The 12,307-nt window shown below is 65.9% G+C and carries 11 protein-coding genes; 7 read left to right on the top strand and 4 right to left on the bottom strand.

The window, feature by feature from the left end; translation table 11 throughout:
* Positions 1-125 precede the first annotated feature (125 nt).
* The 4 genes from yajC (at position 126) to fabV (ending at position 5,376) form a co-directional block, all read left to right on the top strand.
* Positions 126-470: a preprotein translocase subunit YajC gene (gene yajC, locus ABE463_RS04990; RefSeq protein ID WP_019183141.1), complete on the top strand. Its 345-nt coding sequence runs from the start codon at positions 126-128 to the stop codon at positions 468-470.
* A gap of 58 nt (positions 471-528) precedes the next feature.
* Positions 529-2,382 (top strand): protein translocase subunit SecD, encoded by a 1,854-nt coding sequence (gene secD, locus ABE463_RS04985; RefSeq protein WP_346467444.1) that lies wholly within the window; start codon positions 529-531, stop codon positions 2,380-2,382.
* Positions 2,383-2,401: 19 nt separating this feature from the next.
* The gene (secF, locus tag ABE463_RS04980) at positions 2,402-3,376 is read left to right on the top strand and encodes a protein translocase subunit SecF (RefSeq protein ID WP_121042091.1); all 975 of its coding nucleotides are present in this window, start codon (positions 2,402-2,404) and stop codon (positions 3,374-3,376) included.
* A 740-nt stretch (positions 3,377-4,116) separates the two neighbouring features.
* The gene (fabV, locus tag ABE463_RS04975) at positions 4,117-5,376 is read left to right on the top strand and encodes an enoyl-ACP reductase FabV (protein ID WP_346467443.1); all 1,260 of its coding nucleotides are present in this window, start codon (positions 4,117-4,119) and stop codon (positions 5,374-5,376) included.
* Positions 5,377-5,500: 124 nt separating this feature from the next.
* Here fabV and ABE463_RS04970 read toward each other — a convergent pair whose 3' ends face one another.
* The 3 genes from ABE463_RS04970 to ABE463_RS04960 all read right to left on the bottom strand — a co-directional run bounded on the left by ABE463_RS04970 (position 5,501) and on the right by ABE463_RS04960 (position 9,395).
* Positions 5,501-7,570, bottom strand: coding sequence for an EAL domain-containing protein (locus ABE463_RS04970; RefSeq protein ID WP_346467442.1), 2,070 nt, complete (start codon positions 7,568-7,570; stop codon positions 5,501-5,503).
* Between the two features lie 92 nt (positions 7,571-7,662).
* Positions 7,663-8,847, bottom strand: coding sequence for an NAD(P)/FAD-dependent oxidoreductase (locus tag ABE463_RS04965; protein WP_346467441.1), 1,185 nt, complete (start codon positions 8,845-8,847; stop codon positions 7,663-7,665).
* A complete protein-coding gene (locus tag ABE463_RS04960; protein WP_123729025.1) occupies positions 8,844-9,395 on the bottom strand; it encodes a YaeQ family protein in 552 nt (183 codons plus the stop codon). The genes ABE463_RS04965 and ABE463_RS04960 overlap by 4 nt, the downstream gene beginning before the upstream one ends.
* Positions 9,396-9,436: 41 nt before the next feature.
* Between ABE463_RS04960 and ABE463_RS04955 the strand changes: the two genes are divergently transcribed.
* Entirely contained in the window at positions 9,437-10,321 is an 885-nt protein-coding gene (locus ABE463_RS04955; protein ID WP_346467440.1) for a pseudouridine synthase, read from the top strand.
* A 128-nt stretch (positions 10,322-10,449) separates the two neighbouring features.
* Here ABE463_RS04955 and ABE463_RS04950 read toward each other — a convergent pair whose 3' ends face one another.
* The gene (locus tag ABE463_RS04950; RefSeq protein ID WP_346467439.1) at positions 10,450-10,926 is read right to left on the bottom strand and encodes a YaiI/YqxD family protein; all 477 of its coding nucleotides are present in this window, start codon (positions 10,924-10,926) and stop codon (positions 10,450-10,452) included.
* 301 nt (positions 10,927-11,227) lie between these two features.
* Between ABE463_RS04950 and ABE463_RS04945 the strand changes: the two genes are divergently transcribed.
* Entirely contained in the window at positions 11,228-11,437 is a 210-nt protein-coding gene (locus ABE463_RS04945) for a cold-shock protein (RefSeq protein ID WP_017356920.1), read from the top strand.
* A gap of 161 nt (positions 11,438-11,598) precedes the next feature.
* Positions 11,599-12,291: a glutathione S-transferase gene (locus ABE463_RS04940; RefSeq protein WP_123729028.1), complete on the top strand. Its 693-nt coding sequence runs from the start codon at positions 11,599-11,601 to the stop codon at positions 12,289-12,291.
* Positions 12,292-12,307 lie beyond the last annotated feature (16 nt).

The following is a 12,307-nucleotide window of genomic DNA, read 5'->3' as shown; positions in this document are numbered from 1 at the left end:
CGACCCTGCCAAACGGCCCAAGGACGAACTCCCGGGGCCATGGCATACTTCGAGGCTGACCCCCGTTTCGCGGCGACTCCCTGACCCTTCAAGGGGCGGGGCGCCTCCCAACCCAAGGACACACTATGAACCTGCTCGCCTTCCTGATTCCCACCGCCAACGCCCAGGCCGCCGGTGGCCAGCCGCAGGGCATGGGTCTGACCACCCTGCTGTTCCCGATCATCCTGATCGCGATCATGTACTTCCTGATGATCCGCCCGCAGATGAAGCGCCAGAAGGAACACAAGGCCATGCTGGAGAAGGTCAAGCGCGGTGACGAAGTGCTGACCAACGGCGGCATCGCCGGCGTGGTCACCGACATCGGCGACAACTTCATCACCATCGAAGTGGCCGAGAACGTGCGCATCCGCGTGCAGAAGGGCGCCGTGGGCAATGTGCTGCCGACCGGCACGCTGAAGTCGGCCAACTGATCCACTCCCTTTCCGTTCAACCGCGGTGCCGGGACGGGCACCGCGCGGGACCCAAGCAATGCTCGAATTTCCACGCTGGAAGTATTTCCTCATCCTGATCGTGCTGGCGGTCAGTGCGTTGTACGCACTGCCCAACATCTACCAGAAGGACCCTGCCGTGCAGATCACCGCCAACCGTGGCGGGCAGATCGACGACGCCCTGCGCGACCGCGTGCTGGGTGACCTCAAGCAGGCCGGCGTGGAGCCGTTGTCGGTGGCCAAGGAAGGCGACAGCCTGATCGTGCGACTGCCGACGCTGCAGGCGCAGACCGCCGCCAACGACGCCCTGCGCGACGAGATGGGCGAGGACTACGTGGTCGCCCTGAACCTGGCCTCCACCGTGCCGGAGTGGCTGAGCGACCTCGGCGCCAAGCCGATGGTGCTGGGCCTGGATCTGCAGGGCGGCGTGCACTTCGTGCTGCAGGTCGACCAGAAGGCCGCACTGGACAAACGTCTGGACGCCTACGCCGAAGACGTCCGGACCAGCCTGCGCGATGCCCGCATCGCCTACCAGTCGGTCGAACGCCGTGGCGACAACACCATCGTGGCGAGCATCAGCCCGTCCGCCGGTGCCGATGCCGCCGCCCGTGCCCGCGAAGTGATGGTCAAGGCGCAGCCGACGCTGGGCTACGAGGTGGCGGGCAACCGCATCACCGTGAGCATGCCGGAGACCGAACTGACCGCGATCGCCAACGGCGCCATCGAGCAGAACGTCAACACGCTGCGCAACCGTGTCAACCAGCTCGGCGTGGCCGAGCCGATCATCCAGCGCCAGGGCGCGGACCGCGTGGTCGTGCAGCTGCCGGGCGTGCAGGACACCGCCGAAGCCAAGCGCATGATCGGTGCCACCGCGACGCTGGAGTACCGCGCCGTGGTCGAGGGCAATGCCCAGGACGCGATCGCCAGCGGCCGCATCCCGCCGGAGGCCAAGGTTTACCAGCAGCGTGACAACCGTGGCCCGATCCTGCTCAACAAGCGCGTGATCGTGACCGGTGACCAGATGGTCGCCGCACAGGCCACCACCGACCAGAACGGGGCCGCGGCCGTGAGCGTGACGCTGAACAATGTCGGCGGCCAGCGCATGTTTGATTTCACCAGCGCCAACGTCAACAAGCCGATGGCGGTGGTCTATACCGAACGCATCCCGACCGTGAACGTGGTCGACGGCAAGGAAGTGCGCAGCTTCCGCGTCAAGGAAGAAGTGATCTCGGTCGCCAACATCAACGGCGTGTTCGGCAAGAACTTCCAGACCACCGGCCTTGAGAAGACCGAGGCGGAAAACCTGGCCAAGCTGCTGAAATCCGGTTCGCTGGCCGCGCCGATGGACTTCGTTGAAGAACGCATCGTCGGCCCGAGCCTGGGTGCGGAGAACGTCGAGCGCGGCGTGACCGCAGTCGGCTTCGCGTTCCTGTTCACCCTGGTCTTCTTCACCGTGTACTACCGCATGTTCGGCGTGATCACCTCGGTGGCCATGCTGTTCAACCTGCTGATCGTGGTGGCGGTGATGTCGCTGTTCGGCGCGACGATGACGCTGCCCGGCTTTGCCGGTCTGGCGCTGTCGATCGGCCTGTCGGTCGACGCCAACGTGCTGATCAACGAACGTATCCGTGAAGAGCTGCGGGCCGGCATGCCGCCCAAGACGGCCATCGTGGCCGGTTACGAGAAGGCTTCCGGGACCATCCTGGACGCCAACCTCACCGGCATCCTGGCGGGTGTGGCGTTGTATGCGTTCGGTACCGGTCCGTTGAAGGGCTTCGCCGTGACGATGATCGTCGGCATCCTGGCCTCCATGTTCACTGCAATCACCGTCTCGCGTGCCCTTGCCGTGCTGGTCTACAGCCGCCGCAAGAAGCTCAAGACCCTGGCCATCTGACGGGAAGCGAATAGAAACCATGAAACTTTTCCCGTTGCATCTGATCCCGAACGACACCAAGTTCGACTTCATGCGCACCCGCTGGGTGGCCATCGGTCTGGCGGCGCTGGTGTTCATTGCCGCCATCGGCTGCATTGCCTTCAAGGGCTTCAACTACGCGCTGGACTTCACCGGCGGCACCGTGGTCGAAGTCCGCTTCGACAAGCCCGCTGACGTCGATGCCGTGCGCGAGCACCTGGAAGGCGCCGGTTATGCCGGTGCCCAGGTACAGAGCTTCGGCAGCGGCAGTAACCTGCTGATCCGTCTGCAGCCGCAGGAGATGGCGGAAGGCGAGAACGCCGGTGAGGCCAACAACCGCACCGCAGAAGCCGTGCAGAAGGCGATCTCGATGGAGGGCAACCAGGCCGCCATCGTCGGTGCCGAGTTCGTCGGCCCGCAGGTCGGTAAAGAGCTGGCGCTGAACGGCCTGTACGCGGCGCTGTTCGTGCTGATCGGCTTCCTGATCTACATCGGTTTCCGCTTCGAGTGGAAGTTCGCGATGGTGGCGATCATCACCACGCTGTTCGACGTGCTGGTGGTGGCGGGTTACTTCTCGCTGAGCGGCCGCGAGTTCGATCTGACCGTGCTGGCAGGTCTGCTGTCGGTGATGGGCTTCTCGATCAACGACACCATCGTGGTGTTCGACCGTGTGCGTGAGAACTTCCGCAGCCTGCGTGTGGAGCCGCTGGAGGTGATGAACCGTTCGATCAACCAGACGCTGTCGCGCACGATCATCACCTCGCTGGTGTTCTTCCTGTCGGTGCTGGCGCTGTATCTGTACGGCGGTGGTTCGCTGGAAGGGCTGGCGCTGAGCCAGATGATCGGTGCGGTGATCGGTACGCTGTCGTCGATCTTCATTGCCTGCCCGCTGCTGACGATGGGCGCGCTGGCGGTGACCAAGCAGGATCTGCTGCCGAAGGCGAAGGACGTGGAAGCGTTGGAGCGTCGTCCGTAAGGTTTCTGGTGGTTTGAAACATCCGGGAGGCCGCGCATTGCGCGGCCTTTCTTTTTGTTCGGGGCCAGAGTCAGAGGCAGAGCCAGGGCGGCGCCTTGGATGCTCACTGTTGGAGGGCGACGGATAGCGCTGTGCTGGACGCGCCGTAAACCCATCCCTGGGGGCTCGTGAGCGCCATCCATGGCGCTCCAACGGTCCTGCACATCGCTATCCCTCACCCTCCAGAGAGGGTGCTGGATGGCGGTCAGTAGGGCAGAGCGAAGCAACGCAAAGCAAAGCAAAGCAACGGCACCCGCGCTGGCGTGGATCTACGTGGGGCAAGAATCGGTCATGGCATTGGTGACTCTCTGCACGCGCAATCCTGGTTCGGCGACAGTCGGCCAATCTCCAAGAGTCAGCATCCAATGCACTCGTCATAACGACAGGTGTCGCGTGTAGAGCCACGCCATGCGTGGCTGCTCTCCCGTCCGCAGCGGCCCTTTGTCGGGCAGGGGCCGGTGAGGGCAGGGCGGGACCGTCACCCGCATGGATGCGGGTGTCGAGCCTCCAGGGACGGATTCACGGCGCGTCCCGACCTGCCCTCACCGGTCCCAGGCCACAAGGAACATACACCCCCGTCGGTTGTACTAAGCAGCGCTGCGCACTACGATCCCTTGCGTTCCGCGCAGCCGCTCCGGTGGCGCGCGACCTCCCTTTTCATCGCGCCGGTCCGCCCTGCGCCAGTCCCCCTCGAGGTTTACATGGTCATCAAACCGCGTGTGCGCGGCTTCATCTGCGTCACCACCCATCCCGTCGGCTGCGATGCGGCCGTCAAGCAGCAGATCGATTACATCCAGTCCAAGCCGAAGATCACCAACGGCCCGAAGAAGGTGCTGGTGCTCGGCGCCTCCACCGGCTACGGGCTGGCCGCGCGCATCACCGCCGCCTTCGGCAGTGATGCCGCCACGCTGGGCGTGTTCTTCGAGCGTCCGGGCACCGAGACCAAGCCCGGCACCGCCGGCTGGTACAACACCGCCGCGTTCCACAAGTACGCCGATCAGGCCGGTCTGTACGCCAAGAGCGTCAATGGCGATGCCTTCTCCGATGAGGTCAAGGCCAAGGTCATCGAGCTGATCAAGCAGGACCTCGGCCAGGTCGACCAGGTGGTGTACAGCCTGGCCGCGCCGCGCCGCAAGCATCCCAAGACCGGTGAAGTGATCAGCTCCACGCTCAAGCCGATCGGTGCGCCGATCACGCTGCGCGGCCTGGATACCGACAAGGAAGTGATCACCGAGACCACGATCGAGCCGGCCAGCCCGGAAGAGATCGCCGGCACCGTCGCCGTGATGGGCGGCGAAGACTGGCAGATGTGGATCGATGCGCTGCTCGAGGCCGGTGTGCTGGCCGAGGGCGCGACCACCACGGCCTTCACCTACGTCGGTGAGGAGATCACCCAGGCGATCTACTGGAACGGCTCCATCGGCGCGGCCAAGAAGGATCTGGACGAGAAGGTCGTCGGTCTGCGCCAGAAGCTGGCCCCGATCGGTGGCGATGCGCGCGTGTCGGTGCTCAAGGCGGTCGTCACCCAGGCCAGCTCGGCCATCCCGACCATGCCGCTGTACCTGTCGCTGTTGTTCAAGGTGATGAAGGCCAAGGGCACGCATGAAGGCTGCATCGAGCAGCTCGATACGCTGTACGACATCCTCTACGGCGGCAAGGACGCAGGCACCGCAACCGAGCGCCTGCGCCACGATCTGGTCACCGATGGCGGCCGCAAGGTCGAGCTGATCGATGATGCCGGCCGCCTGCGCGCGGATTACAAGGAAATGGCGCCGGAGGTGCAGGGCGAGGTGGTCGCGCTGTGGCCGCAGGTGACCAACGAGAACCTGTACGAGATCAGCGACCTGGCCGGCTACAAGGCCGACTTCCTGCGTCTGTTCGGGTTCGGCGTGGAAGGCGTGGATTACGACGCCGATGTTGCCACCGACGTGAAGATTCCGAACCTGGTCGAGATGGCCTGATCGGAAGGAGGGATGCCGACCAACGGTCGGCGTCTACCGGTGCGGCGCGCCCCCTGATAGTCGGGCGGAGCGCCGTCATGTCCGGGAGACAACAGGTCACGACCGTGGGTCGTGACGCTTCCGCTCAGCTGAAATCGAAGTTCATCGCCGGCCCCGCCGGGCCGACGAACTCGCCCTGCACGTAATCCACGCCGGCACTGAAGAGCAGGCTCATCGAGTTGGCATCGGCGACGAACTCGGCGATGGTCCGGATGTCGGCGGCCTGCGCACGCGCGGTGATCTCGCTGATCTTCTCGCTGTGCTCGCGGGTGCGGGCGAAGTCCGACGTGAAGTCGCGGTCGAGCTTGAGGAACTGCGGCTGGAAGTGCGCCAGCAGCTGGAACGAATCCAGTCCTGAGCCGAACTGCTCCAGGCCGATCCGGCAGCCCAGCGGCGCGACCGCGGCCAGGAACTGCTGGGCATTGCGCAGATGGGTGAATACCTTGGCCTCCGGCGCGTGCAGCCACAGCTGTTCGCCCGGCACACCCTGCGCCTCGAGTTCGTGGCGGAGCGTGGCGATCATCAGCGGGTCGTTGAACGACTCAGGGGTGATCTTGACCATCATGTGGGTGACATGGCCCTCGCGCTTGCGCGCGGCGAGCATGGTGATCGCGTGCGTCACCACCCAGCGGTTGATGTCGGCCAGCAGGCCATGGTCCTCGGCGATACCCAGGAACGCGTTCGGGCTGAGCAGCTCACCGTTGTGGTCCAGGCGCAGGTAGGCCTCGTACAACTCCAGCGCCTCGCCCTGCAGGCTGAGCACCGGCTGGTAGTGCAGCTGGAAGCCATCCCCGTCCAGTGCCTGCCGGATGCGGGTCACCCAGTGCTGGATGCGCTCTTCTTCCACGCGGTCCACCGCGGCCGGATCGAACACGCGGGTGGTGTTGCCCAGTTCCAGTGCGGCCTGGGTGCACTCGGTCGCGCGCGCCAGCACCTGACCGATGCTCGCGATCTTCTCGCCCACCTGCACACCGCCCACGCTGACGGTGACGGTGGCCGAGCGCTCGCCGATGCTGAACACCTGCGCGGCGAAGGCCTCACGGATATGGTCGGCCAGGGCGACGGTCTGCGCGTAGGGGGCCTCGGTCAGCACGGCAAAGCTGTGCTCGCCGAAGCGGGCCACCTGTGCGGTGTCGCCAACCGATTGGGCCAGCACGCGGGCGAGGGCGCCGATCAGCGCATCGGCCGAGTCCAGCCCGATCTCCGGCAGCAGGCGCGCGTAATGGTCCGGCTCGATCAGCAGCAGGCCGAACTGGCCCTCGCTGCGGCCGGCCTGGGCCACCGCGTTTTCGACATGCAGCATGAAGGTCGGGCGGTTGAGCAGGCCGGTGACCTGATCGCGCTGGCGGAGGTCTTCGACCTCGCGCGCCAGTTCCGGATCGAACTCCATGCGCCGGCGGAACACCACCTGCAGGCAGGATTCGCCCTCGTAGCTGGCCTGGGTGAACTCCATGGTCGCGGCGAACACGGCGCCGTCCTGGTTGCGCGCATCCACCTGGTACTGCGGCGGCGGCGCATCGCCCTTGCTCATGGATTTAAGCAGCTGCTTGAAACCGTCCACGTGTTGGGGGGCGACCATGTCCAGCAGCGAGATGCCTTCCACATCGTCGAAGGTCTCGTAGCCGAACATCTCCAGGTAGGCCTCGTTGGCCCGGATGTGCATGCCTTCGTGGATGTAGGCGATCGGGTCGCGCGAGGACGAGATCAGCGCATCGCAGCGGCGCTCGGTCTCGCGCATCTGCGCCTCGATCCGGCGCAGCCCGCGGCGCGCGTGCAGATCGGTCCATTCGTTGCGGACCACCGCCAGCAGGTGCTCGGGGCGGTGGCGCAGGGCGATGGCGCGGATGCCGTTGGCGCCGGCCTCGACCCACTCGTTCTCATCGATCGATTCGGCCAGCAGGATCATCGGGATGTCCTTGCCGCTGGCCGCGATCTGCTGGGTCACCTGCAGCAGCGGGATGCTCTGCGCGGCGGCGACCAGCACCAGGTCGATCGGCTGGGTACCCAGTGCCTGGGCCAGTTCCTCGCTGTGCTGCGGGCGCATCGGGCGCACCGCGATGCCGCTGTTGCGCAGCGTGCTGACGATGGTCTCGGCGTTCTCGCCGCTGTCGTCCACGATCAGCAGGCGGACCGTCATGTCATTCGCGTTCTGCATTCACTACTCCCCGGACTGCAAACTTGATACACGATGCGTGTGACTACGTCCATGCGGCAAACGGTAGCCGATCACGGAACGCTGGTTCCGGCTCAGGCCACGCTGCCTGCGGCATGGCCACAGGCCCACGCCCACTGGAAGTTGTACCCCCCCAGCCAGCCGGTCACGTCCAGCACCTCCCCAATGAAGTGCAGGCCGGGAACCAGTTGCGACTCAAAGGTACTGGAGGACACCTTGCGGGTGTCGACCCCGCCCAGCGTCACCTCGGCGGTACGGTAGCCCTCGGTGCCACTGGCCACCAGTGGGAAATTCTGCAGCAGTTCCGCGGCCTGGCGCAGCTGGGGTTCGTCGATCTGGCGCACCAGCCGGTCCGGCAGCCAATGCTCGCACAGGCGCAGCGCCAACCGCCGCGGCAACACCTCCGACAGCACCGTGCGCAGCTCGGCGGCACCGCGCTCGGCCTTCATCCGGCGCAGCCACTCCAGCGCGTCCTGGCCCGGCAGCAGGTCCAGCCGCAGCTCATCGCCGGGCTGCCAGAAGGAGGAGATCTGCAGGATCGCCGGGCCGCTGATGCCGCGGTGGGTGATCAGCATGGAATTACGGAACTCGACCTCGTTGCAGTGCGCCGTGATCGGCAGCGCCACCCCGCTGAGATCGTTGAAGCGCTCCTGGTGCTTGCCGCTCAGGGTGAGCGGCACCAACCCGGCGCGGGTCGGCAGGACCTCATGGCCGAACTGGCGGGCCAGCTCGTAGCCGAAGCCGGTCGCGCCCATGCTCGGGATCGACAGGCCACCCGTGGCCACCACCAGCGAGGCGGCATGGAAGTGCCCCTGCGCGGTGTGCACGTGGAAGCCGTCCGCGCCGCGCTCCACCTTCTGCACCCCGCAGTCGGTGCGGATCTGCACGCCGGCGGCCTGGCATTCGTCCACCAGCATCTTCACGATCTGCTTGGAGGAGACGTCGCAGAACAGCTGGCCCAGCTCTTTTTCGTGATACGCGATGCCGTGCCGCTCCACCATCTCGATGAAATGCCACGGCGTATAGCGGGCCAGCGCGGATTTGCAGAAGTGCGGATTGGCCGACAGGAAGTTGGCCGCCGTGGTGCCGGTATTGGTGAAGTTGCAGCGCCCGCCGCCGGACATCAGGATCTTCTTGCCCACCTTGTTGGCGTGGTCGATCACCTGCACCTGGCGCCCGCGTTTGCCTGCGGTCATCGCACACATCAGTCCGGCAGCGCCGGCCCCGATGACCAGCACATCACAGCGGATCACACTCACGCCTGCGGCTTCTGCTTGCGCCAGGTGGGGATGACGCTGAGCTGCGCCTTGTCCGAGGTCAACTGCACTTCGCCGTCCTGGATCTGCACGTCCCACTGCATCGTGCGTTCAATCTGCGCGCCCCATTCGGTGACGAACTCGCCCGGCAGGTCCATGACCTCCAGCGTGGACAGCTTCTTCAGCGCGGAGGCGTTGCGGTCCCACCAGATATCGGCGGCGCGGCCGCCGTAGGTGACCAGCTGCACCGCACGCGCGCGGCCGGCGGCCTTGCGCAGGCGCGACTCGTCGGGCTGGCCCAGTTCGATCCACAGCTCGACGTCACCGGTGTAATCGCGGCGCCACAGGTCCGGCTCGTCGTCCACGCTCAGGCCGCGGCCGAACTCCAGCCGATCATCGGCGTTCAGCGCGAAGGTGAGCAGGCGCACCATCAGGCGGTCGTCGGTCTCGGATGGGTGCTGGGCCAGCGTCAGCGTATGGCTGGCGTAATAGCCGCGATCCATGTCGCTGATCTGCAGTTCGGCCTTGCGGATGGTGGCGGTGAGGGCCATGGGGATACCTGAAACAAAGAGCGCCATGATAATGGTTCGCCATGAGCCCGTCCGATCCGATCCTCGCTGCCCCCGCACCCAGCCGCCTGCAGTTGCCCCCCGGCGACTGGCCGAGCCTGCTGGACGGGCTGTGTGCGCGCTTCCCGCGTATCGACCGCGCGCAGTGGGCAGACCGCTTCGCCCGGGGGCGGGTGCAGGACGCGCAGGGCAGGGCGCTCGCGCCGGATCAGGCCTGGCAGGTGGGGCTGGAGATCGTGTATTTCCGTGAAGTGGCCGATGAGCCGGTGATTCCCTTCGCCGAGGCCATCGTCCACCAGGACGCGCACCTGCTGGTGGCCGACAAGCCGCACTTCCTGCCGGTCACCCCTGCTGGCGGCTACGTTCGCGAGACGCTGCTGGCGCGGCTGGTGGCGCGCACCGGTAACCGCGACCTGGTGCCGTTGCACCGCCTGGACCGGCTGACCGCCGGGCTGGTGCTGTTCTCGACCCGGCCCGATACCCGCGATGCCTACCAGCGCCTGTTCCGCGAGCGGCGCATCGAGAAGGTGTACGAGGCGCTGGCACCGCCACTGCCGCAGCGGGCGTTCCCGCTGGAGCGCCATACCCGGTTGATCCCCGGTGAGCCCTTCTTCCGCATGGCCGAGGTGCCCGGCGAGCCCAATGCGCGGACCCGCATCGAGGTGATCGAGGCCGCCGGCCCGATCTGGCGCTACCGGCTGCACCCTGTCACCGGCCGCAAGCATCAGCTGCGCGTGCATATGGCGGCGCTGGGCGCGCCGATCCTGGGCGACGACCTGTACCCGGAGCTGCTCCTGGATGCCCCGGCGGACGCGCCGCTGCAGTTGCTGGCGAAGGAACTGACGTTCGATGACCCGCTGACCGGGGAGCGGCGCACGTTCACCAGCGGGCTGTCGCTCCACCTGTAGAGCCGGCCGCTGGTCGACTGCCGGGGTGAGTGGTGGTCACCAAGCGCTACGGAGGAGCCGACCGGCGGCCGGCACTACCGGGCCGCGACTCTCCGCCACGCCGGACCCTCGACCGGCCATCCGTCCGTTCATCTTGCCGAACGGTTGGCCAGCCAACGATCCAGCTGCGCAGCAAAGGCCTGCTTGTCGCGCGCGTGCAGGGGCGCCGGTCCGCCCGTCTGAACGCCGGAGCCGCGCAGTTCTTCCATGAAATTGCGCATCGACAGCCGCTCAGCCATGTTGTTCGGGGTGTACAGGTCGCCGCGCGGGTTCAATGCGATGGCCTTCTTGTCCAAGACCAAGGCCGCCAGCGGGATGTCCTGCGTGACGACCAGATCGCCTGGCTGGACCCGTTCGACGATCACGCTGTCGGCCACATCCAGGCCCGGCGGAACCTGGATCGAGCGGATGAAACGGGACGGAGGGGTCCGCAACCAGTGGTTCGCGACCAGGGTCATCTCGATCCCGGCACGCTCGGCGGCCCGGAACAGGATCTCCTTGATGACCGCCGGACAGGCGTCGGCGTCCACCCAGATGTGAACTTTAGGGGTCGGGGCATCTGTCATTTTGCTGATCTTAAGGTAGGAAAAATCTGAATGGGGGGTGCGATTTCGTGTAGGATCGCCCGACCCCTTGTCCTGTCAGGCGGGAGGGGGAGGATGGCTGAATCAACCAGCTATCGCTTTTTCGGTAAAACACGAGTATCGTCACCCACACTGTGTTTGCTAGGGTCACCGTGAATCGTGGCCTGGTGCAGTTGATCTCACGATCTGCTCATCGATCCGCTTTACCAACGCCTGCAACTCAGTCTCGGCTCCGATACGCGGCGGCCGCGATTATTTCAACTATTGTTTCAGGAGTTAGTACATGTCTGATCGTCAGCAGGGCACCGTGAAGTGGTTCAACGACGCCAAGGGCTTCGGCTTCATCACCCCGGAAAGCGGCCCGGACCTCTTCGTGCATTTCCGCGCGATCCAGGGCACCGGCTTCAAGTCGCTGCAGGAAGGCCAGAAGGTGACTTTCGTCGCCGTGCAGGGCCAGAAGGGTATGCAGGCTGACCAGGTGCAGGCGGTCTAATCGACCCCCCGCAACCGTAAGGTCGCCTAAAACGCCGGAAGCGAAAGCTTCCGGCGTTTTTTATTGGGCGGCATCCGGGCATTGCCACCGAAGAACACGTTGAAGACGTCATCGTGCCGGCCGCCCGGTTACGATGCCGCTTTGACCCTGCGGAACCCTCGATGATCAAGGTGCACCATCTGGACCACTCGCGCTCGCTGCGCGTGTTGTGGATGCTCGAAGAACTGGGCCTGCCGTACCAGGTCGTCAACTACCAGCGCGATCCCAAGACCTGGCTGGCACCGCAGGCGCTGCGCGACGTGCACCCGCTGGGAAAATCGCCGGTGCTGCAGGACGATGCGCTGGTCCTGGCCGAATCCGGCGCGATCCTGGAATACCTCGCCGACCGCTACGACAGCGGCCGCCAGCTCTCGCCCGAGCCGATGCCGGCCCAATCCCCCGAACGGGTGCGTTACCGCTACTGGATGCACTACGCCGAAGGCTCGGCGATGCCGCCGCTGGTGATGACGCTGGTGTTTTCGCGGCTGCGCAACGCGCCGATGCCGTTCTTCGCCAAGCCGATCGCGCGCTCCATTGCCGACAAGGCGCTGAACGGCTTCGTGCGTCCTCAGGTGAAGCTGCACATGGACTGGATGGAACGCGAGCTCGGCCAGTCGCCGTGGTTTGCCGGGGAACGCTTCACCGCTGCCGATATCCAGATGAGCTTCCCGATCCAGGCCGCCGCCGCGCGCGGTGGCGACATGACCGCCTACCCACGGTTGCAGGCGTACCTGGCCCGGATCGAGCAGCGCCCGGCCTACCAGCGTGCGGTGGAGCGCGGCGGTCCGTTGAACCTCGGCGGCGGTTCGCGCTGAACTTGCGGGGCAGCCG

This window comes from Stenotrophomonas sp. TWI819 (assembly GCF_039673075.1).
Lineage (GTDB): Bacteria > Pseudomonadota > Gammaproteobacteria > Xanthomonadales > Xanthomonadaceae > Stenotrophomonas > Stenotrophomonas rhizophila_B.
Note: the sequence above shows the minus strand (reverse complement) of the source record. Positions and strands in the feature narration are given on the sequence as shown.

Coding starts and splice junctions, on each gene's coding strand:
- ABE463_RS04940 (WP_123729028.1), top strand. CDS start 11,599: ATGATCAAGGTGCACCATCTGGACCACTCGCGCTCGCTGCGCGTGTTG.
- ABE463_RS04945 (WP_017356920.1), top strand. CDS start 11,228: ATGTCTGATCGTCAGCAGGGCACCGTGAAGTGGTTCAACGACGCCAAG.
- secF (WP_121042091.1), top strand. CDS start 2,402: ATGAAACTTTTCCCGTTGCATCTGATCCCGAACGACACCAAGTTCGAC.
- ABE463_RS04955 (WP_346467440.1), top strand. CDS start 9,437: ATGAGCCCGTCCGATCCGATCCTCGCTGCCCCCGCACCCAGCCGCCTG.
- ABE463_RS04970 (WP_346467442.1), bottom strand. CDS start 7,570: ATGCAGAACGCGAATGACATGACGGTCCGCCTGCTGATCGTGGACGAC.
- fabV (WP_346467443.1), top strand. CDS start 4,117: ATGGTCATCAAACCGCGTGTGCGCGGCTTCATCTGCGTCACCACCCAT.
- yajC (WP_019183141.1), top strand. CDS start 126: ATGAACCTGCTCGCCTTCCTGATTCCCACCGCCAACGCCCAGGCCGCC.
- ABE463_RS04960 (WP_123729025.1), bottom strand. CDS start 9,395: ATGGCCCTCACCGCCACCATCCGCAAGGCCGAACTGCAGATCAGCGAC.
- secD (WP_346467444.1), top strand. CDS start 529: ATGCTCGAATTTCCACGCTGGAAGTATTTCCTCATCCTGATCGTGCTG.
- ABE463_RS04950 (WP_346467439.1), bottom strand. CDS start 10,926: ATGACAGATGCCCCGACCCCTAAAGTTCACATCTGGGTGGACGCCGAC.